Source organism: Rhizobium sp. 01N424 (assembly GCF_056399485.1).
This window is the reverse complement of record NZ_JBFTRK010000005.1, coordinates 121,417-141,515: the sequence shown is the minus strand read 5'-3', so window position 1 is coordinate 141,515 and position 20,099 is coordinate 121,417. Positions and strand designations below refer to the sequence as shown.

Genomic DNA, 20,099 nt, shown 5'->3' with positions numbered 1-20,099 from the left:
TTCCCGCCTTGAGACAGACCCTATCGAATACAAATAAAATTCTACTTAAACTGCAGGCTTAACAGCACCTTACCGGAAACCTCCCGTTGTATCAGGGTAAATCAACGCTTACCTGACGGCGCTGCCTGCGCTTCTCCAGCCACAATGCGATGCGGAAAGCCAAGTACATCAGGGCCACCAAACCATGTGTCAAAACAATGAGTTTGTTGGAGCCGAAGATCTCCGGCAGGACGCCGTGCATCAGCACCTGCAGGCCTGCGGCGAGCACCCAGACGACCGGTCCCCAGGACACCGTCAGCCACAGGCCGAGCGAGGCAACGGGGAAGACGACGGCCAGCGTCGTGGCGCAAACCTTCCAGGGCAGGCTGAGCAGATCGAAGCGGCCGGCGCCAACAAGCGAGTAGCCGACCAGCATTCCCCAATATTGCAAGCCGAACCAGAAGCAGGTGATCGCCACCAGCCTCAGGAAGAGGATGAACATCAGGTCGGTCAGCGTGCGTTTCGGCAGGGCCGGAGAATCATTTTCCATGGGGCGGACTTTATGTTTGCCTTCTGCACTTCGCCAGACGGGATCAGGCGGCGCGGCCAATCGTCCGGTTTGGATTTCGAAGATGGCATGATAATGAGCGCGCCAGCAAATGGAATGGCCAGGGACAAGACAATGCAGGACAAGACCCACCTCGTCGACGACATTACCGGACACCGCCGCATGCGCCGCAACCGCAAGGCCGACTGGACGCGCCGCTTGGTGCAGGAAAACCGGCTGACGGTGGACGACCTGATCTGGCCTGTTTTCGTCGTGCCCGGCAGCGGCATCGTCGAGCCGATCCCGGCAATGCCCGGCGTCAACAGGATGAGCGTCGACAAGCTGGTGGAAGCCGCCAAGGAAGCGGCCGATCTCGGCGTTCCCGCGATCGCCACCTTCCCGAATATCGAGATGGAGCTGCGCGACGCCACCGGTTCGAACAGCCTCGAGGTCAACAATCTGATCAATCAGGCAACGATCGCGCTGAAGAAGCATGTGCCCACTATCGGCGTGATAACCGATGTGGCGCTCGATCCGTTCACCAGCCACGGCCATGACGGCATTCTGCGCGACGGCGAGATCGTCAACGACGAGACTGTCGATCAGGTGGCGCGTGCGGCGGTGATGCAGGCCGATGCCGGTTCCGACATCATCTCGCCCTCCGAAATGATGGACGGACGCATCGGCGCCATCCGCCACGCGCTGGATGCGGCCGGCCACCAGAATGTCGGCATCATGAGCTATGCGACGAAATTCGCCTCCGCCTTCTACGGCCCCTACCGCGAGGCGATCTCGACCGGCGGCCTGCTGAAGGGCGACAAGAAGACCTATTATATCGACCCCGCCAACGGCACCGAGGCGATCCGCGATGCGGCACTAGACGTCGAGGAAGGCGCCGACATGCTGATGGTCAAGCCCGGCCTGCCCTATCTCGACATCTGCTGGCGGATGAAGGAAGCCTTCGGCCTGCCGACTTTCGCCTATCAGGTGTCGGGCGAATATTCGCAGATCAAGGCGGCAGCGGCGAACGGCTGGATCGATGGCGACCGGGCGATGATGGAGACGCTGCTCGCCTTCAAACGCGCCGGCTGCGACGGGATCCTGACCTATTTCGCGATCGAGGTCGCGCGCAAGCTCGCCAAAGGCTGAAAATCGCGCATCATTGCATCTCCAGCCGCCGACACCATATCAGTGGCATCGTTTTTCAAAGGAGACCTCGATGAGCCTGAACCCCAATCCCGCCTACGCCGCACCGGACGACTGGCGCGCCTATAGCGGGACGCTCAGCCGGCGGGTCTTTGCGTTCATCCTGGATTACATCATCGTGCTGCTGCTGTGCATTCCGGCAGCGGTCGTGCTGTTCTTCCTGTCGATCGTGACGCTCGGCCTCGGCTTCTTCCTCTATCCGGCGCTCTTCGTCCTGGTGGCAGGCATCTATTTCGGCCTGACGGTCGGCGGCCCGGCGCAGGCCTCGCTCGGCATGCGGGCGATGGGCATCCAGATGATGCGCGTCGACGGACGTCCGCTCGATTTCCTGACGGCGATCGTTCACCTGGCGCTGTTCTGGATCCTGAACTCGGTGCTGACGCCGCTGATTCTTCTGGTCGGTCTTTTCACCGAACGCAGCCGGATGATTCACGACTTCCTGGTCGGCACCGTGACAGTGCGCACCAACTGATTACGGAAATAAAGTCCCCGGCTGGCCTTTGCGTGCCAGTTCGGGGCGCCATATCAAATATCTACGACAAAATGATAGCGCGGAGAAACCGGCCGCGCTGTTGACGTTTTTTATTCTTAAGTCATGCTGTCAAGATTGACGGTCACCGAAGGAACCATCCGCGTCAGATGAATACGCAGACCACGCCATCCCCTCAGTTTTATCTGACGGCACCGGCTGCATGCCCGTATCTGCCGCAGGAGATGGAGCGCAAGGTCTTTACGCATCTGGTCGGCCCGCGTGCGGCCGAGATGAACGACATCCTGACGCAAGGCGGTTTCCGCCGCTCCCAGAACATCGCCTACCGCCCGGCCTGCGAAGCCTGCCGCGCCTGCGTCTCCGTGCGCATCCTGGCGCAGGAGTTCCAGCCGACGAAATCGATGACGCGGGTGATGGGCAACAACAGCGATCTGATCGCCACCGAATTTCCGGCCCAGCCGTCCAGCGAGCAATACTCGCTGTTCCGCCGCTATCTCGACTACCGCCACCAGCAGGGCGGCATGTCCGACATGACCGTGCTCGACTATGCGATCATGGTGGAAGACACCCACGTCAACACCCGCATCATCGAATACCGCAAGCGGGAGGAAGGCTCCGGCCTCGAGACCCGTCCGCGCGGAGAACTGATCGCGGCTGCATTGACGGATACGATGAGTGACGGGCTGTCGATGGTCTATTCCTACTTCAATCCCGACTACGACCGCCGCTCGCTCGGTACCTACATGATCCTCGACCATGTGAAGCGCACCAAGGCGCTCGGCCTCCCCCATGTCTATCTCGGCTATTGGGTCCAGGGATCGCGGAAGATGGATTACAAGACCCGCTTCCAGCCACAGGAACATCTGACGCCGCGCGGATGGGAGCGTTTCGATCCATCGGTGCTTGCCGAGGGCGGCACGGATTAAGACACTCCCCTATCTCGGTGACGCGCCGCGTCAGGCTGAGCGCGTTGGAATGGAAGCCTGATTGAAGGCTGCCTTACCAAGTGTTATAACGTCGTTATCACAGAGGATTTCGATGATGAACGTAACCATTCGCAAGATCGGCAATTCGGAAGGCATTATCATTCCGAAGGAAATGCTTGACGGGCTTGGTGTCAAAGCTGGTGACGCCATGCAGTTACGCGCAGAGAATGGCCGTCTGACTATGGAGCCCGTGGCGGAAGATATCTCCGAGGATCTTGAGGCTGCGCGTCATTTTATGGAAAAATACAAAAACGCCTTGAAGAAGCTTGCCGAGTAATGGCGTTCAAGTTTCTAAGCCGGAAGGCGGTCGAAGAGCTTCACCGTATGCAAATCCAGCGCTTCGGCGGTCTTGCGGGCCTGCGTGACGAAGGTCTGCTGGAATCGGCCATCGCCAGACCGCTTCAGAAGGCGCACTACGGTTGCGAAGACGTCATTGAGCTCGCCGCAGCCTATCTTTTCGGCTTGGCCAGAAATCACGCATTTTTCGATGGCAATAAGAGAATTGCCATCGTTGCTTGCGGCGTGTTCCTTCTGAAGAATGGCTTCGAACTCGAAACCAGCGATGCGAGGCTCTATGAGTTCGTCATGAGCGTTGCGGCGGGTGACGTGGGGGAAGACGGCGCCACCCGCTTCCTCCGTGACTTAAGTGTGCCGCTAGCTCGCTAGCCGGTCGACCTGGTCGACTTCCCGCTCCAGACCTTCCATCACATGCGCCCATCCCTGACGGGTCTTTTCCTCATGGGCGGCCCATTCCGAGCACATTTCATGTGTCAGCGTCAGGCGGCAGCCGCTGCCCAGCTGTTCGAAATCGATCTGGACGCGGTCGGTGCAATGGTCGTGTTCTTCGACGGAGAAGCTGAAAACCATGCGTTTCGGGCGGTGCAGTTCCAGGAAGATGCCGCTGTGGCAGGCATCGCCGGTCGGGCGGCGGTCGACGACGAGGAAGCGGCCGCCGACATGGGCGTCGATTTCGGCGCGGATGACATGGCCGTCATTGGTGGCAAACAGGAAGCGCCTGGCGATCGCCGGGTTGAGCCAGGAATCATAGACCACCGACGGCGGCGCTCTATAGGTATGCGTAACGGTGAGTTTGATCTTCTCTGCGGACATCGATTTTCCTCCGTGTAACAGGCCCAATGCACGCCGCAGGTTCTCTGCGGGGCCATTCCGTCCGCCTTCGGAATGGAGCCGTTCCCAGTTTTTTGGTGACAGGACTGAGATAGAGGAGACAAACCGCTCGCCAAGAGCGGCTCGCCAAAATGTTACCGGTGTCAGCCGGCGAATTTGCCGCTACGCGGGAAGCCCTTCGGGACGGTGCGTCCGGCCGTGGCGCGGTCGGCCAGCCATTCGGCCAGCTCGTCCTTGTTCTTGTTGAACATGCGGCCTGCACTGTCTTCCCAGGAGAGGCCCGCATCGATCGCGAAGCAGCGGACATCGGAGATGCCGCCATCCTTGTAGCGCTGCAGGCGCACGCCCTTGCCTCGGCCCATTTCGGGGATCTGCGCCAGCGGGAAGACCAGCAGCTTGCGGTTCTCGCCGACGACGGCCACGTGGTCGCCACTAACTGGAACCAGGAGCTTGGTCTCGTCGGGCATCGAGACGTTCATGATCTGCTTGCCCTTGCGGGTATTGGCAGCCATCTCGCTCTCAGCGACGACGAAGCCGTTGCCGGCCGTCGAGACGATCAGCTGTTTGCGGGCGGGATCGTGGACGAAGGCAGTCAGCACGTCCTGATCGTTGTCCATGTCGATCATGATGCGCAGCGGTTCGCCATGACCGCGGCCGCCCGGCAGCTTGTCGCCGCCCAGCGTGAAGGCCTTGCCGCCGGTGGTGACGATCAGGATCTTGTCGGTCGTCTGCGCCGGGAATGCGACCTTCAGCGCATCGCCTTCCTTGAAGGTCAGCGACGCGGTATCGGAGATATGGCCTTTCAGAGCGCGGATCCAGCCCTTTTCGGAGACGACGACGGTGATCGGTTCCTTCTCGATCATCGCCTGCTGGATGGCGTCTTCATCGGCCTCAGGCGCATCGGCGAACTGGGTGCGGCGGCGGCCGAGCTCGGTCGCCTTGGCGAATTTCTTCTTCACCTCGCCGATTTCCCAGGCAACCGTCTGCCACTGCTTCTCGTCGGAGGCGAGTAGCGCTTCGATGCCGGCCTTCTCGGCGGTCAGTTCGTCGAACTCCTTGCGGATCTCGAATTCCTCGAGCTTGCGCAGCGAGCGCAGCCGCATGTTGAGGATCGCCTCAACCTGATTGTCCGTCAGGTCCCAACGGGCGATCATCACCGGCTTCGGCTCGTCTTCCTCGCGGATGATGCGAATGACTTCGTCGATATTCAGGTAGGCGATCAACAGACCGCCGAGGATTTCAATGCGCCGTTCGATGGCGGCAAGGCGGAAGCGCGAGCGGCGCTGCAGCACGTCGCGGCGGTGATCCAGCCATTCCTTCAGCACTTCGTTCAGCGCCATGACGCGCGGAACGCGGCCCATCGACAGCACGTTCATGTTCAGCGGGAAGCGGCTTTCGAGCTCCGTCAACTTGAACATCGATTCCATCAGGATCGTCGGATCGACGGTGCGGTTCTTCGGCACCAGGACAACGCGCACGTCTTCGGCCGACTCGTCGCGGATATCTTCGAGAAGCGGCAGCTTGCGGGCGATCAAGAGCTCGGCGATCTTTTCGATCAGGCGCGACTTCTGAACCTGGAACGGGATTTCGGTGACGACGATCTGGTAGCCGCCGCGGCCGAGATCCTCGGTCTCCCACTTGGCGCGGGTGCGGAAGCCGCCACGGCCGGTCTTATAGGCCTCGATGATGCTGGCGCGGCTATCGATGATGATGCCGCCGGTCGGGAAGTCGGGGCCGGGAATGAAGGATTCCACCAGCGTCTCGACCGTGGCATCCGGATGCTTGATCAGATGTAGTGCTGCGTCGCAGAGCTCATGGGCGTTGTGCGAGGGAATGGACGTCGCCATGCCGACGGCGATACCGGAAGAGCCGTTGGCGAGCAGGTTCGGGAAGGAGCCCGGCAGAACCGTCGGTTCCTCGTCTTCCTCGTTATAGGTCAGGCGGAAATCGACGGCGTCCTGCTCGATACCGTCGAGCAGCAGCGCGGTGACCTCGGTCATGCGGGCTTCGGTGTAACGATAGGCAGCCGCATTGTCGCCGTCGATATTGCCGAAGTTCCCCTGCCCGTCTACCAGCGGATAGCGTTGCGAGAAATCCTGTGCCAGGCGCACCAGTGCATCGTAGACCGACTGGTCGCCATGCGGGTGGAACTTACCGATGACGTCACCGACGATACGGGCGCATTTCTTGAAGGCGGCGTTGGGGCGGATGCCCATCTCGCTCATCGCGTGGATGATGCGCCGGTGCACCGGCTTCAGGCCGTCGCGCACATCCGGAAGAGCGCGGTGCATGATGGTCGACAGCGCATAGGCCAAGTAACGCTCTTCGAGCGCGGCCTTCAGGTCAACCGGAAGAATGCTGTCGTCGTCTCCGCCGGAAGGCGGCAAAATCTCTTGTCCCATAGGCCTTGCCTAGCCTAGAAGGCTCTCCACGGCAAGGAATCGGGGGGCTTGCGCCTGTGGATGACGTGCCAGAATGACATCATGTGGCCATCAAGCATCGCCACGTCATTTGGACTTCGTTTGCTTTGCGTATCAACTAAAATTTAGAGTTCGCACAAATATAACGCGCCTCGACCCCGCAATAGACTAGCCCCAACCGCCACCAGAGGATTTCGTCATGACATTTTACCGGACCACCCGGCTTATGCTTTCCGGCGCGGCACTCCTGTCGCTCACCTCAAACGCTTTCGCGCTCGACGGCCAGGATCTGCTGAAGAAGCTGAACGCTGCCTATATCGCGCAGGGCGGCACGATCGTTGCCGATGGCGTCGATGTCAACGACACGACGGTGACGCTGAAGAATGCCGGCTTCAAGCCTGCCGCCGGCGAAGCGCTGAAGATCGGCGACATCAAGCTGACAGGTGTCGAAGAAGACGAAGACGGCGGCTACTATATCGAAGAAGCCACCTTCCCCGACATCAACGTCACCGAAGACGGCGCGACGGTCAGCGCCAGCGACATGAAGCTCGGCGGCATTTCGATCCCGGCCGATGCGACGGGCGACGGCATCGATTCCATGCTGCTCTATGAAACGGCGCATACCGGCCCGTTCAAGGTCACCAAGGACGGCAAGGACGTGTTCTCGCTGGCCGAGACCGACATGAACCTGACGGTTCGCGAAGACGAGTCCGGCTTCGACTTCGACGGCGCCTTCAAGAGCATGAAGGCCGATCTCAGCAACGCTCCGGACCCGCAGTCGAAGGAAGCGATCGAGAAGCTCGCGCTCGAGCATGTCAATGGCGACATCACCATGAAGGGCGCCTGGGATCTGGCTCCCGGCACGATCGACATTTCCGAATTCGCCTTCGACGTCACCAATGTCGGCCGCCTGAACCTCGCCTTCAAGATTTCAGGCTACACGCCCGCCTTCATGAAGTCGCTGCAGGAAGCCGCCAAGGCCTCCGAAGCCAACCCGAACAAGGAAGAAGCCCAGCAGGCTCTCGGCCTTGCCATGCTTGGCCTGCTGCAGCAGCTGTCCTTCAACAGCGCCGAAATCCGCTTCGACGACGCCTCGATCACCAAGCGTGCGCTCGACTATGCCGGTTCCAAGCAGAACATGACCGGCAAGCAGATGGGCGACGCGCTGAAGGCCATGGCACCGCTCGCCGTTGCGCAGCTCAACGTTCCCGAACTGCAGAACGCCATCTCGGCTGCCGTGAACACCTATCTCGACGACCCGAAAAGCTTCGTCGTCAGCGCAGCACCGGCCCAGGCCGTGCCGTTCCCGACGATCATGGGGGCTGCCATGGGCGCTCCGAACACGCTGCCGAATGTCCTCGGCGTGAAGATCAACGCGAACCAGTAAGATCAGGCATATCCGACCTGTTTTCTGATGACCCGGCCGTTCAACGGCCGGGTTTTTCTTTGCCGCCGGAACCTCAAAAAGAAAGAGCCGCCTTCGCGTGACGAAGGCGGCTCTTTGAAATGAGTGAAGGAGCTAGGCTTAGTCCTTTTTCGGCTGCGGCATGACGCGCAGCGACAGTTCCATCAGCTGCTTCGGTGTTGCCGGCGACGGCGCGTTCATCAGCAGATCCTGGGCCTGCTGGTTCATCGGGAACAGCGTGATCTCGCGGAGGTTCTTGGCACCGAGCAGCAGCATGACGATACGGTCGATGCCGAATGCGCAGCCGCCATGCGGAGGCGCGCCGTACTGGAAGGCGCGATACATGCCGCCGAAGCGCTCTTCGACATCCGTCTGGCTGAGGCCAACCAGTTCGAAGGCCTTGACCATGGCTTCCGGAGACTGGTTACGGATCGAGCCCGAAGCGATTTCGAAGCCGTTGCAGACGGCGTCGTACTGGTAGGCCTTGAGCGACAGCGGCTCCTTGGTCTGCAGCGCCTCGAGGCCGCCCTGCGGCATCGAGAAGGGGTTGTGCGCGAAGTCGACCTTCTTGTCTTCCTCGCTCCATTCGTAGAACGGGAAGTCGATGATCCAGCACAGCTCGAAGCGGTCGCGATCGACGAGGTTCAGGTCTTCACCCGCCTTGGTGCGGGCTTCGCCTGCGAACTTGTAGAACTTGGCAGGTTCGCCAGCGACGAAGAAGGCAGCGTCGCCCGCTTCAAGGCCGAGCTGAACACGGAGCGCTTCGGTGCGCTCTTCGCCGATATTCTTGGCGAGCGGGCCGGAACCGCCGACCTTGCCGTCCTCTTCCTTCCAGAAGATGTAGCCGAGGCCCGGCTGTCCCAGCGACTGTGCCCAGGCGTTCATGCGGTCGCAGAATGCGCGCGAACCGCCGGTCTTGGCCGGGATCGCCCAGACTTCGACCTTCGGGTTTGCCGCGATCATGCCGGCGAAAACCTTGAAGCCGGAGCCGTCGAAATGTTCGGTGACGGCCTGCATCTCGATCGGGTTGCGCAGGTCCGGCTTGTCGGAGCCGTATTTACGGATCGCGACGTCGTAGGGGATGCGCGGCCATTCCTTGGTGACCGGCTTGCCTTCGGCAAACTGCTCGAACACGTTGGTGACGATCGGAGCCATCGTATCCCAGACGTCTTCCTGGGTGACGAAGCTCATTTCGACGTCGAGCTGGTAGAATTCGCCCGGCAGACGGTCGGCACGCGGATCTTCGTCACGGAAGCACGGCGCGATCTGGAAGTAGCGGTCGAAACCGGCAACCATCAGCAGCTGCTTGTACTGCTGCGGCGCCTGCGGCAGGGCGAAGAACTGGCCGGGATGGATGCGGCTCGGGACGAGGAAGTCGCGCGCGCCTTCAGGCGACGAAGCCGTCAGGATCGGCGTCGTGTATTCGCCGAAGCCGGCCGATGCCATGCGGTTGCGGATATCGGAGATGATCTGCGTGCGCTTGACGATGTTCTTGTGCAGCGTATCGCGGCGCAGGTCGAGGAAGCGGTACTTGAGGCGAACGTCTTCAGGATAATCAGGCTCGCCGAAGACCGGGAGCGGCAGTTCCTTGGCAATCGCCAGGACTTCGATCTCCTGGGCGTAAAGTTCGATCTCGCCGGTCGCCATGGTCTTGTTGACGGTGTCTTCCGTACGGGCCTTCACGAGACCATCGATGCGGATGACCCACTCGCCACGCACGACTTCGGCGGTCTTGAAAGCCGGGCTATCCGGATCGGCGACGACCTGGGTGATGCCGTAGTGATCGCGAAGGTCGATGAAGAGCACGCCGCCATGGTCACGAACGCGGTGAACCCAGCCGGAAATCCGGACGGTCGAGCCGACGTCCGACTTGCGGAGGGCGGCACAGGTGTGGCTGCGGTAGCGATGCATAATCTCAATTCCCGGTATCTGCTGAGACGGCTGCAAGGGCAAATTCCACCCTCAAGCGCCGACAAGAAAATCGGGCGGAAAAGCGCATGGACGGTCTGATTTGTCAAGGCTTAGCGGACATTCGCGCCGGTTAGACGCCGGTTTATTGCGGAGGCGGCTGCGGCAGTTTGGCTGGCACTTGCTTATTGATGAAACCGCCAGTCAACTTTAAAGATGGCGCATCCCTGCCGCCGGAGCGTTCCATGCCTCTCCTCACCCGCCGCAACCTTCTCAAAGCTTCCGCAGTCGCCGGCGCCTATGGCGTCGGGATCGGGGTCGCCGGCAAATTCGGTTTTGCCGAGGCAGCGCCCGAGCCGCAGGTGCTGAAGGCAGTGAAGACGCAGGCGGCGCTGACGGAGTTCGGGCCGACAAAGGACATCATGACCTGGGGCGACCAGGGCATGCCGCCGGTGCTGCGCATGGCGCGCGGCAAGCCCTATGCGGCGAAGCTGACGAACACGCTCGACGAGCCGACGACGATCCACTGGCACGGCCTGCGGATCGACAACCGGATGGACGGCGTGCCGTTCATGACCCAGCCTTATGTCTATACCAACGACAGCTTCGACTACAACTTCACGCCGCCGGATGCCGGGACCTTCTGGTATCACCCGCATTGCAACACGCTGACCCAGATGGGCCATGGGATGACCGGCGTCATCGTCGTCGAGGATCCGGCTGATCCGGTCTTCGACGCCGAAGTGGTGCTCAATCTGCGCGACTGGCGGCTTGGCGGCGACGGGCAGTTCATTGCCCCGTTCCGGCCGCGCGATGCGGCCAAGACCGGCACCTACGGCACGGTGCGCACCGCCAACTGGCACCAGGAGCCGCAATATGATGCTCCGTCAGGCGGTCTCGTGCGCCTGCGCATCGCCGTCACTGACGTCACCCGCATCTATTCGCTGAAGATGGAGGGCGCGGAAGCCACCGTGATCGCCATCGACGGCAATCCGGTGCCGAAGCGTTTTCCGCTCGAACTGCTGCAGGTCGGCCCCGGCCAGCGGCTGGATCTCGCGGTTCGCATGCCTGACGGCGAAGGTGGCATCGCCACGCTCGAGGATATTCGCGGCACGAACCCGAAGACGCTTGCGAGCCTGCGCGCCACAGGGCAATCGCTGAAGCGGAATTCCGGGGATCTTGGGGCGCTTGCTGCCAATCCAGTGCCGGATGCTGATCTCTCGTCCGCCGAGAAGATCCCGCTGCTGCTCAGCGCCACGGCAGAAAATGCGCCTGCCGACAGCATCTGCGGAACGCTCGGCTACAGTTTCTGGGCGATCAACAAGGTTCCGTGGCCCGGCGACACGCCGGATCCGACGGCGCCGCTCGCCGAACTCAAGCTGGGCAAGAGCTATATCTTCCAGCTCGAAAACGTCACCCCTCACCTGCACCCGATCCATCTGCACGGCATGAGCTTCAAGGTGATCTCCTCCTCGACGCGCGAGGTGATGCCCGTCGTCTCCGACACCTATCTGATCCAGCCCGACGAGAAGGTGCAGCTCGCCTTCGTCGCCGACAATCCGGGCGACTGGCTGCTCCATTGCCATATCATCGAGCATCAGAAGACGGGGATGACGAGCTACGTCAGGGTTGCTTGAGGTGATTGCGTAATGAACGCTTAGATTGTATAAAAGTGCGTGACATGCATATTGGAACAGTCTGCACCATGAGCCTTGTCCACAATGAGCGGACCAAACTGACCGCTACTTACATTAATGGCGTTGCGATCGCGGTTTTCGCCGTTGGCTCATTTGCACCCGCAATCGCTAGTCTGAATAACACCAGCAGTTTGATATCCGTAGGCAGCCTCGTAGTCGTGATTTGCTTGGGAGCTTCCGGCGCACTACATTTCCTTGCACGGAGAACTCTGAAAGGCCTTTCGCCATGACCATTGATCAATTTCTGAATATGTTGATCGTGCCGGTAGGTGGCCTTGTGCTCGGCTTGACCGTGTTCCTCGCGACCAGAGGCGATCGCAAGCACAACGAGAAGCCTCATCCCGGCGAATAGCCCACATCCGTATGGCAAGCAGCGCCTTCAACGTATTGACATATCACTTCGAAAGGAGAAGGAAGGTTAAACGTCCTTTTTCCTTGTGAATGAATTGATATGATCGAAACAACCGCCGAATTGGCGGCCGCCTGCAAAGAGCTGGCCAAGTCCGACTTCATCACGATCGACACCGAGTTTCTGCGTGAAACGACCTTCTGGCCGGAGCTCTGCCTGATCCAAATGGCGAGCCCGACGACCGAAGTCATCGTCGATCCGTTGGCCAAAGGCATCGATCTTGCGCCGTTCTTCGAGCTGATGGCCGACACCAAGGTGCTGAAGGTTTTTCACGCCGCCCGGCAGGATATCGAAATCATCTTCAATCGCGGCGGGCTGATCCCGCATCCGATCTTCGACACGCAGGTTGCAGCCATGGTCTGCGGCTTCGGCGACAGCGTTTCCTACGACCAGCTCGTCAGCCGCACCAAGGGCGTGCAGATCGACAAGTCCTCGCGCTTCACGGACTGGAGCCGCCGCCCGCTCTCCGAAAAGCAGCTGGATTATGCGCTGGCCGACGTTACGCATCTGCGCGACGCCTATCTCTATCTGAAGGACGAACTGGAGCGCGAAGGCCGCTCGTCCTGGCTTTCGGAAGAGATGGATGTGCTCGAGGCGCGTGAAACCTACGACATGCATCCTGACGATGCCTGGCAACGCCTGAAGATGCGCCTGCGCAAGCCACAGGAACTGGCGATCCTGAAATATGTCGCCGCCTGGCGCGAGCGCGAGGCCCGCGCCCGCAATGTGCCGCGCTCGCGCGTATTGAAGGACGATGCCATTTACGAAATCGCCCAGCAGCAGCCCAAGGACACCGAAGCACTCGGCCGCCTGCGGACCATCCCGAAGGGCTGGGAGCGCTCCTCGTCCGGCGCCGCTGTCCTCGAAGCCGTCAACGAGGCGCTGGCGCTGCCGAAGGCCGACATGCCGCATGTGCCGCGCCACACCCAGGCGCCGGAAGGCGCCGCGGCTGCCGTCGAGCTGCTCAAAGTCCTGCTGAAGCTGATCTCCGAAAAGCATGGCGTCGCGCCGAAGGTCATCGCCAATAGCGAAGATCTCGACAAGATCGCTGCCGAAGGCGAGAAGGCTGAGGTCTCTGCTCTGCATGGCTGGCGCCGCGAACTGTTCGGCGAGCCTGCGCTGCAGCTGATCAAGGGCGAGATCGCGCTGCGTTTTGCCGGCCGGAAGGTGGATACGGTCGCTCTCTGAGGGGCTTGCCTTTGAAATGCCTTGACCGGCCGCCTACATGGCCGGACACTATACGGCAAATCAAGGCGATAGCGCTGATGCGAGAAATATCACCGGTACAGAACTGGCTCCTGCTTTCGATTGTCATGGCCGGCAGCGGCGTTCTCTACGACGTGCTGTTCTATGGCGACAGCAGGCCGTTCATCGGGGCAACCTTCGCGCTGTTTATCGGCATGCCGATCCTGGCCTTCGAGCGCAACGCGATCCTTCGCGGTCTTTCACGCCGCATCCAGCGGCTGCCGACGCTGACCTATTTTCTGGCGCAGCTGTTCATCTATGAAATCCTGATGAGCGTCGGCTTTGCCGTTGCCGGGCTTTTCCTGCGCGGCATCGGCGCCATCCCATCGACATCCTGGGTCGAGGCGATCGTTCTGCCGTTCAACGTCTTCATGTATGCGCTCGTCGTCTGCGCCGCGGTCATCTTCGTCGTACGCGTCCGCGAACTGCTCGGCCGCGACGTCTTCCTTGCGATGCTGACCGGCCGCTACCGCAACCCGGTCAGCGAAGAGCGCATCTTCCTGTTCATCGACCTGGTGGATTCGACGCCCTTTGCCGAGAAGCACGGCGACCTGCGCGCCCAGCAGATGCTGAACTCGCTGTTTGCCGCCTTTGCAGAGCCCGTTCGGCGCAACCGGGGCACGATCGATGATTATGTCGGCGATGCGGCGATCATCACCTGGCCGCTTGCCCGCGGCATGAAGAACGGCCGCTGCGTGCGTTGCGTCTTCGATATCCTGAACGCTATCGAAGACGAAGCGGAGGGCTGGCTGAAGCGCTACGGGCAAGTTCCGCGGTTGCGCGCCGCCCTGCATGGCGGCTTCGTCATCACCGCCGAGATCGGCGTCGATCATCACAAGATCACCTATTTCGGCGACACTGTGAACACCACGTCGCGGCTGGAGTCGCTCTGCAAGGCGCTGAACCGGCCGATCCTCATCTCCAGCGAACTTGCCGGCCGGATGACGCTGCCGGATTTCGTCAATGCCGAGGATCTCGGCGTGCATGCCCTCAAAGGCCGCGGCCAAGGCCTCGGCGTCATGGCGCTGGCGCAGGCCATCCCGCTTTCGGCGCAGTCACCAAAGCTTCACTCAACAGTCAACGCGGCGACATAGATCGGCTGCTAATCGGGACCGCCACTTCATTTTTTGGGGGTCTCCATGAAAAAAGCTCTTTTCGCTTCCGTTTCCCTACTGCTTCTGATTGCCACGTCCGCTTCGGCCGATCAGCAGGAATTTACTGCCACGCTCGCAGGCCAGGCGATCCTGCCTGCGAACACGATGACGCCCGCTCCTGCCGATGCGCCCGAATTCCTGAAGCATTCCGGCAAATTCACGACTGTTGACCGTAAGCGCACCGAAGCGCTCGGCACCGTTCCGGGCAAGGATGGCGCCCGCGTCACCGACCTCAAGCTGCCGTTCGACGGCCAGCCGATCCAAGGCTTCTCCGGTATCAAGACGATGGCCGACGGCACCTTCTGGACGCTGTCCGACAACGGCTTCGGCTCCAAGTTCACCTCGTCCGACTCGATGCTCTTCCTGCATCAGATGAAGTTCGACTGGGCCTCCAACAAAGCCGAGGTCGTCAAGAACCTCTTCCTTTCCGATCCGAACAAGATCGCCCCCTTCCCGATCGTCATGGAAGGTTCGGACACCCGTTATCTGACCGGCGCCGACTTCGACATCGAATCCGTGCAGCCGGTTGCCGACGATTTCTGGGTCGGCGACGAGTTCGGTCCCTATCTCCTGAAATTCGATGCCAAGGGCGCACTAACGGAGGTCATCCCGACTGTTGTCGATGGCAAGCCGGTGATCTCGCCTGACAACGCGCTGATCCAGCTGCCGGGTACACCTGTCGGCAAGAACCCGGTCTTCAACCTAAAGCGCTCCGGCGGCTTCGAAGGCCTCGCCATGTCGAAGGATGGAGCCAAGCTCTACGGCCTGCTCGAAGGCGCGCTCTTCCAGGACGACAGCAAGATGGAAACGGTCGATGGCCATACCGCGATCCGCGTCATCGAATTCGACGCCGCCTCGAAGAAGTGGACCGGCCGCAGCTGGTTCTACCCGTTCGAAGACAAGGGCGCGTCGATCGGCGACTTCAACATGCTGGACGAGACGACCGCTCTGGTCATCGAGCGCGACAACGGCGCGGGCACCAAGGACAAGGCCTGCGCCGATCCGAAGCAGCCGAAGCCGGATTGCTTCGAGGCTCCTGCAGAGCTGAAGCGCGTTTACAAGATCGAGTTCAACGACGCCAATGTTGGCAAGGCGGTCCGCAAGATCGGCTATATCGATCTGCTTAATATCAAGGACCCCGACAACAAGAAGAAGGCCGGCAGCAAGGACGGCGTCTACGACATGCCGTTCGTGACGATCGAGAATGTCGATCGCGTCGACGCCACGCATATCATCATCGGCAACGACAACAACCTGCCCTTCTCGGCCGGTCGCGCCGTCGACAAGGCTGACAATAACGAATTCAGCCTGCTCGAAGTGGGCGAGTTCCTGAACGCGAAGTAATTCGGTTTTCCGGATGCAACGAGAGCGCCTGGTGAAAGCCGGGCGCCCTTATTTTATGGATTATACGCCCTTGGGAGCTCCGATGCCGTCGAGCTTCGTCACAGCCTCGGCGGGCAGAACGATATCGGCGGCCGCAAGGTTTTCGCGGAGATGGCTGCGCGACGATGTGCCGGGGATCAGCAGGATGTTCGGCGATCGCTGCAGCAACCATGCGAGCGCCACCTGCAACGGCGTTGCGCCGAGTTCGACGGCGACCTCCGAAAGCGTCGACGACTGCAGCGGCGAGAAGCCGCCGAGCGGGAAGAACGGCACATAGGCCGTGCCCTCCGCGGCCAGCTGCGCTATCAGCGCATCGTCTTCACGATGGGCGAGATTATACTGGTTCTGAACGCAGACGATCTCGGTGATCTTCCGGCCGTCGGCAATCTGCCTGGCTGTCACGTTGGATAGGCCGACATGCTTGACGAGGCCTTGGCGCTGTAGATCGGCCAGAACGGTCAGCGGTTCCTCCAGCGAGCCTTCCGCCGGACCGTGAACGTCGAACATCGCACGAAGGTTGACCACTTCGATGACATCGCGACCAAGGTTCTTCAGATTGTCGTGGACCGCCTGCGTCAGCGCTTCTTTCGAGAAGGCTGGGTTCCACGAGGCATCGGCGCCGCGAGTCGCGCCGATCTTGGTGACGATGACGAGATCGTCCCGATACGGATGCAAGGCTTCCTTGATGATCTGGTTGGTGACGTGAGGGCCATAGAAATCGCTGGTATCGATGTGATCGACGCCGCTTTCGACGGCTTCGCGCAACACGGCAACCGCCTCGGCGCGATCCTTCGGCGGGCCGAAAACGCCCTTGCCTGCGAGCTGCATGGCGCCGTAGCCGAGCCGCTTCACCTTGCGGTGGCCAAGAGCGTATGTGCCGGACTTTTCAAGATTGGACATGGTCTATCTCCGTTTGAATAACACGAGAGATAGGGCAAGCGGACCAAAGCGATAACCGCAGACAATCCGAACGGGCTGTCCGGATTTCCGGACAATGAATTACGCTTTCAGCGCAGCGACCTGCGGGCCGATAACCGCGGCAAAAAGTTCAGGCTTGTGCAAGGCCCGGGCGGAGAGCATGACCCCGTGAACCGAAGCCATGAATATCTGTGCGTGGGCTTCCGGCGAAGCGCTGAGGCGAAATGCATTCTGCCTGGCCCCGGCTTCGAGAACCGTCTCCAGCCATTTGGCAAGATATTCGAAATGGCCGCGAACCAGTGCTGCGACATCAGGAGGAAGCATCTGGATCTCGCTTGCCAGCATGGCGCACATGCAGAATGGCAGCGAGGCATCGGCGATGCATTTCTGCCAATGGCCGACATAGGCATCCAGCTGTGCCGCAGGCTGCGCGATCTGCTCGAGCACTCCTCCGAGGCCGGACTTCACCTGCCCTGTATAGCGGCCGACAAGCGCGGAAACGAGTTCGGCCTTTGTCGGGAAGTGGTGATGGATGCTCGCCTTCCGGATACCGATCGCATCCGAAATATCCGCATAGCTGAAGCCATTATAGCCGCCGGCGATAATGCGGGATTGCGCGATATCGAGGATTTTTTCTGAGGTCGATTGCTCCATAATCATCACCTACCTTTTGGTAGGCAAAAATGTCAAGCCGCCCACCCGTATCGAGAAAAACATCAAAAGCATTGACTCTCCAAATTTAACTACCTACTAGTTGGTAGACACAAAATAAGGAGCCTGACATGCAAGTTCAATCCTCATCGCAGACCACCTGGCTGCGGTCTTACTATTTCGCCCGCGCAATGTTCTCGATTGCCTGGGTGGCCGCAGCTGTTGCCCTTGGTGCGCATCCCGCCATCGCGGCTATCCTGCTCATCATCTACCCGGCCTGGGATGCCGTCGCCAATCTAGTCGATGCCAGAGCCAATGGTGGTCTCAAGGTAAACCCGTCCCAAAGCCTCAACGTCGTTGCCAGCACCGTCATGACAATCGTGGTCATTCTCGCGGTGATGAAGGACAATCACGCAGTTCTCGCAGCCTTCGGCATCTGGGCGATCCTGTCGGGGCTGCTGCAGCTCTACACCGGCGTACGCCGCTGGCGCTCGTACGGCGCGCAATGGGCGATGGTGCTGAGTGGTGCGCAATCGACGCTGGCCGGCGGCTTCATGATCAGCCAGTCTCTCGGCGCTCAGATGCCTGGCATCCTCGACATCGCGCCTTACGCAAGTTTCGGCGCATTCTACTTCCTCGTGTCAGCGATCTGGCTGACGGTCGCCGCCAATCGCGGGGCTGGCGCCAAGGCTTGAAACCCCTGCTGGAAAGAACAGTCTCGGCCGGTCTCCCGATACCGGCCGAAGACCCGCCCGCGAAGCGGACGGCAATCCACCTATGACAACGTGTTTCGCTCCTGTATTGAAACGGCGGTGACCGTGATCAGGGAGGATGCGATTGAGCCAGCGAATTTCCGATTTCGATTCCGGGCTGCTGATGACGCTCGATGCGCTTCTCAAGGAGCCGAATGTCACCCATGCGGCGGTCCGGCTGAATATCAGCCAATCGGCGCTCTCGGCACGATTGACCCGCCTGCGGCACCTGCTGAACGATCCGCTGTTCATTCCGTCTATTTCCGGCCGCGGCATGACCCCGACGCCGCACGCGATCGCCCTTCAGCCGGGGCTGACGCGGCTGCTGGAGCGCTTCGAGGACTTCGTCAACACGGCCCACCTCTTCGATCCCCTGACGAGCAAGCGTGTCTTCCGGATCGCCGCAACCGACAATCCGGCGGCAATCCTGGCGCCCGATCTCATTCCGCTGATCAAAGCGCACGCGCCCGAAGTGAAGATCGCCTTCACCCTGCCCGACAAGTCGAGGATTGCCCGGCTGCTGGAACAGGGCGAGATCGACCTGTTCGTCGGGACCGCAGAGGATGGCTCCAACGAGTTGATATCAAGCACATTGTTCGAAGAGAAGTTCATGACCGCCCAGCGGCGCGGTCATCCGCGCGGCACGGGCGAGCTTGGTCTCGACGAGTTCTGCCGCCTCGATCACCTACTGATCTCGACGACTGGCGGCCATTTCACCGGAATGATCGACAACGCGCTGGCGGAAATCGGCCGGGAGCGCCAGGTTTCGGTATCGGTTCAGAGTTACGCAATGGCGCCTCTCGTGCTCGCCAGCACCGATTGCATCTGCACATTGCCGCTGCGGTTCCTCCAGCGCTTCGCGCAATCGCTCGACCTTTTCGAGCCGCCGGTCGCGCTCTCCCCCTTCAGCATGAATGTTTTCTGGCATCCGAAGATGCGCGCCGATCCCGCCCATATGTGGCTGCGCAAGATGGTGATGAGCGTCTCGCGGAAAGGCGGCATGTGAATGTCCGGAAGGCATCCATCCCGGCGCTAGGTGCGATCCACCGGATCGATTGGTAAGACGTCCCGGGCATCGGCATCTTCAGCCTGAACCTTCCATCGTCGAAGGTTGCGATCAGCGCTTATGAGGATTTCTGATGCTTGATTTCTATTTCCATGCGACACCGAACTCGATGAAGGTCGCGGTTCTGCTGCAAGAACTGAACCTTGCCTTCACCGTCCGCCCGGTCGATATCTTCAAGGGCGAGCAGCACGCGCCGGCATTTCTGAAGATCAATCCCAATGCCAAGGTTCCCGCTCTCGTCGACGACGGGGTCACGGTCTTCGATTCGCATGCCATCCTGCTGTATCTCGCGGAAAAGCATGGCCGCTTCATTCCGGCCGGGATCGGCGGCAAGGCAGCGATGCTGTCGTGGCTGCAGCTGGTGGCGACCGGACTCTCGCCCTTCTCGGGACAGGCGATCCACTTCCTGCACTACGCGCCGGAAGATCTGCCCTATGCGAAGAACCGCTACGTCAAGGAGCTGGAGCGGCACTACCGCGTCTTCGACGCCAGACTTTCGCAATCGCCGTGGCTTGCCGGCGAGGAATACACGATCGCCGACATGGCTCTCTGGGGCTGGGCCGCTTCGGCCGGTTACGTGTTTGGCGAGAGAGGGCTTGAAGACTATCCGCACGTCGCGCGGTTCATGCAGCGCATGTCGGAGCGGCCCGCCGTGCAGCGGGCGCTGGCGATGAAAGAGGACCATAGTTTCAAGCATACGCTGGATGAGGAAACGCGCCGCGCCCTCTTCCCGCAGAACGCGGCGTAACCGTCCG

General features: G+C 60.8%; 20 protein-coding genes. 14 read left to right on the top strand and 6 right to left on the bottom strand.

The features are described from left to right. Window positions 1–91 precede the first annotated feature (91 nt). Window positions 92–529 (bottom strand): DUF6163 family protein, encoded by a 438-nt coding sequence (locus tag AC1DNK_RS15455; RefSeq protein WP_477942188.1) that lies wholly within the window; start codon window positions 527–529, stop codon window positions 92–94. 132 nt (window positions 530–661) lie between these two features. Between AC1DNK_RS15455 and hemB the strand changes: the two genes are divergently transcribed. The 5 genes from hemB to AC1DNK_RS15430 all read left to right on the top strand — a co-directional run bounded on the left by hemB (window position 662) and on the right by AC1DNK_RS15430 (window position 3,874). Further along, window positions 662–1,675: a porphobilinogen synthase gene (hemB, locus tag AC1DNK_RS15450; RefSeq protein ID WP_477941992.1), complete on the top strand. Its 1,014-nt coding sequence runs from the start codon at window positions 662–664 to the stop codon at window positions 1,673–1,675. 70 nt (window positions 1,676–1,745) lie between these two features. Further along, window positions 1,746–2,204, top strand: coding sequence for an RDD family protein (locus tag AC1DNK_RS15445; protein ID WP_477941990.1), 459 nt, complete (start codon window positions 1,746–1,748; stop codon window positions 2,202–2,204). A 167-nt stretch (window positions 2,205–2,371) separates the two neighbouring features. Further along, window positions 2,372–3,148, top strand: coding sequence for an arginyltransferase (locus AC1DNK_RS15440; protein ID WP_310298257.1), 777 nt, complete (start codon window positions 2,372–2,374; stop codon window positions 3,146–3,148). Window positions 3,149–3,263: 115 nt separating this feature from the next. Continuing rightward, on the top strand, window positions 3,264–3,485 hold the full coding sequence (locus AC1DNK_RS15435) for an AbrB/MazE/SpoVT family DNA-binding domain-containing protein (protein WP_112517335.1): 222 nt from the start codon (window positions 3,264–3,266) through the stop codon (window positions 3,483–3,485). Then, window positions 3,485–3,874, top strand: a complete 390-nt coding sequence (locus AC1DNK_RS15430; protein WP_477941987.1) for a type II toxin-antitoxin system death-on-curing family toxin — start codon at window positions 3,485–3,487, stop codon at window positions 3,872–3,874. The genes AC1DNK_RS15435 and AC1DNK_RS15430 overlap by 1 nt, the downstream gene beginning before the upstream one ends. Here the strand turns inward: AC1DNK_RS15430 and AC1DNK_RS15425 are convergent. Both AC1DNK_RS15425 and parC read right to left on the bottom strand, forming a co-directional pair. Beyond that, the gene (locus AC1DNK_RS15425) at window positions 3,863–4,318 is read right to left on the bottom strand and encodes an SRPBCC family protein (RefSeq protein ID WP_477941985.1); all 456 of its coding nucleotides are present in this window, start codon (window positions 4,316–4,318) and stop codon (window positions 3,863–3,865) included. The two genes, AC1DNK_RS15430 and AC1DNK_RS15425, sit on opposite strands and share 12 nt — an antisense overlap. A 161-nt stretch (window positions 4,319–4,479) precedes the next feature. After that, window positions 4,480–6,738, bottom strand: coding sequence for a DNA topoisomerase IV subunit A (gene parC / locus AC1DNK_RS15420; protein ID WP_477941983.1), 2,259 nt, complete (start codon window positions 6,736–6,738; stop codon window positions 4,480–4,482). A 217-nt stretch (window positions 6,739–6,955) separates the two neighbouring features. Between parC and AC1DNK_RS15415 the strand changes: the two genes are divergently transcribed. Continuing rightward, a complete protein-coding gene (locus AC1DNK_RS15415; RefSeq protein ID WP_477941981.1) occupies window positions 6,956–8,143 on the top strand; it encodes a hypothetical protein in 1,188 nt (395 codons plus the stop codon). 138 nt (window positions 8,144–8,281) lie between these two features. On the opposite strand, the gene aspS is transcribed toward AC1DNK_RS15415, so the two are convergent. Continuing rightward, window positions 8,282–10,072: an aspartate--tRNA ligase gene (gene aspS / locus AC1DNK_RS15410; RefSeq protein ID WP_477941979.1), complete on the bottom strand. Its 1,791-nt coding sequence runs from the start codon at window positions 10,070–10,072 to the stop codon at window positions 8,282–8,284. Between the two features lie 242 nt (window positions 10,073–10,314). On the opposite strand from aspS, the gene AC1DNK_RS15405 reads away from it, so the two are divergent. From AC1DNK_RS15405 to AC1DNK_RS15385, 5 genes are all read left to right on the top strand, one after another. After that, complete coding sequence (locus AC1DNK_RS15405) at window positions 10,315–11,706, top strand: multicopper oxidase family protein (RefSeq protein ID WP_477941977.1); 1,392 nt, start codon at window positions 10,315–10,317, stop codon at window positions 11,704–11,706. A 286-nt stretch (window positions 11,707–11,992) separates the two neighbouring features. Continuing rightward, window positions 11,993–12,118, top strand: a complete 126-nt coding sequence (locus AC1DNK_RS15400; RefSeq protein WP_310298238.1) for a hypothetical protein — start codon at window positions 11,993–11,995, stop codon at window positions 12,116–12,118. 99 nt (window positions 12,119–12,217) lie between these two features. Beyond that, complete coding sequence (gene rnd, locus AC1DNK_RS15395; protein WP_477941975.1) at window positions 12,218–13,363, top strand: ribonuclease D; 1,146 nt, start codon at window positions 12,218–12,220, stop codon at window positions 13,361–13,363. Window positions 13,364–13,440: 77 nt separating this feature from the next. Beyond that, entirely contained in the window at window positions 13,441–14,514 is a 1,074-nt protein-coding gene (locus AC1DNK_RS15390) for an adenylate/guanylate cyclase domain-containing protein (RefSeq protein WP_477941974.1), read from the top strand. Window positions 14,515–14,559: 45 nt separating this feature from the next. Beyond that, a complete protein-coding gene (locus tag AC1DNK_RS15385) occupies window positions 14,560–15,918 on the top strand; it encodes an esterase-like activity of phytase family protein (protein ID WP_477941972.1) in 1,359 nt (452 codons plus the stop codon). Between the two features lie 60 nt (window positions 15,919–15,978). On the opposite strand, the gene AC1DNK_RS15380 is transcribed toward AC1DNK_RS15385, so the two are convergent. Next, window positions 15,979–16,857, bottom strand: coding sequence for an aldo/keto reductase family oxidoreductase (locus AC1DNK_RS15380; protein ID WP_477941970.1), 879 nt, complete (start codon window positions 16,855–16,857; stop codon window positions 15,979–15,981). A gap of 99 nt (window positions 16,858–16,956) precedes the next feature. Further along, complete coding sequence (locus AC1DNK_RS15375) at window positions 16,957–17,529, bottom strand: TetR/AcrR family transcriptional regulator (RefSeq protein WP_477941967.1); 573 nt, start codon at window positions 17,527–17,529, stop codon at window positions 16,957–16,959. Between the two features lie 128 nt (window positions 17,530–17,657). On the opposite strand from AC1DNK_RS15375, the gene AC1DNK_RS15370 reads away from it, so the two are divergent. The 3 genes from AC1DNK_RS15370 (at window position 17,658) to AC1DNK_RS15360 (ending at window position 20,092) form a co-directional block, all read left to right on the top strand. Next, window positions 17,658–18,221 carry a DUF308 domain-containing protein gene (locus AC1DNK_RS15370; protein ID WP_477941966.1) on the top strand — a complete coding sequence of 188 codons (564 nt, stop codon included), beginning with the start codon at window positions 17,658–17,660 and terminating at the stop codon, window positions 18,219–18,221. Between the two features lie 142 nt (window positions 18,222–18,363). After that, window positions 18,364–19,284: a LysR family transcriptional regulator gene (locus AC1DNK_RS15365; protein WP_477941964.1), complete on the top strand. Its 921-nt coding sequence runs from the start codon at window positions 18,364–18,366 to the stop codon at window positions 19,282–19,284. 133 nt (window positions 19,285–19,417) lie between these two features. Then, complete coding sequence (locus tag AC1DNK_RS15360; RefSeq protein ID WP_477941962.1) at window positions 19,418–20,092, top strand: glutathione S-transferase family protein; 675 nt, start codon at window positions 19,418–19,420, stop codon at window positions 20,090–20,092. Window positions 20,093–20,099: the final 7 nt, after the last annotated feature.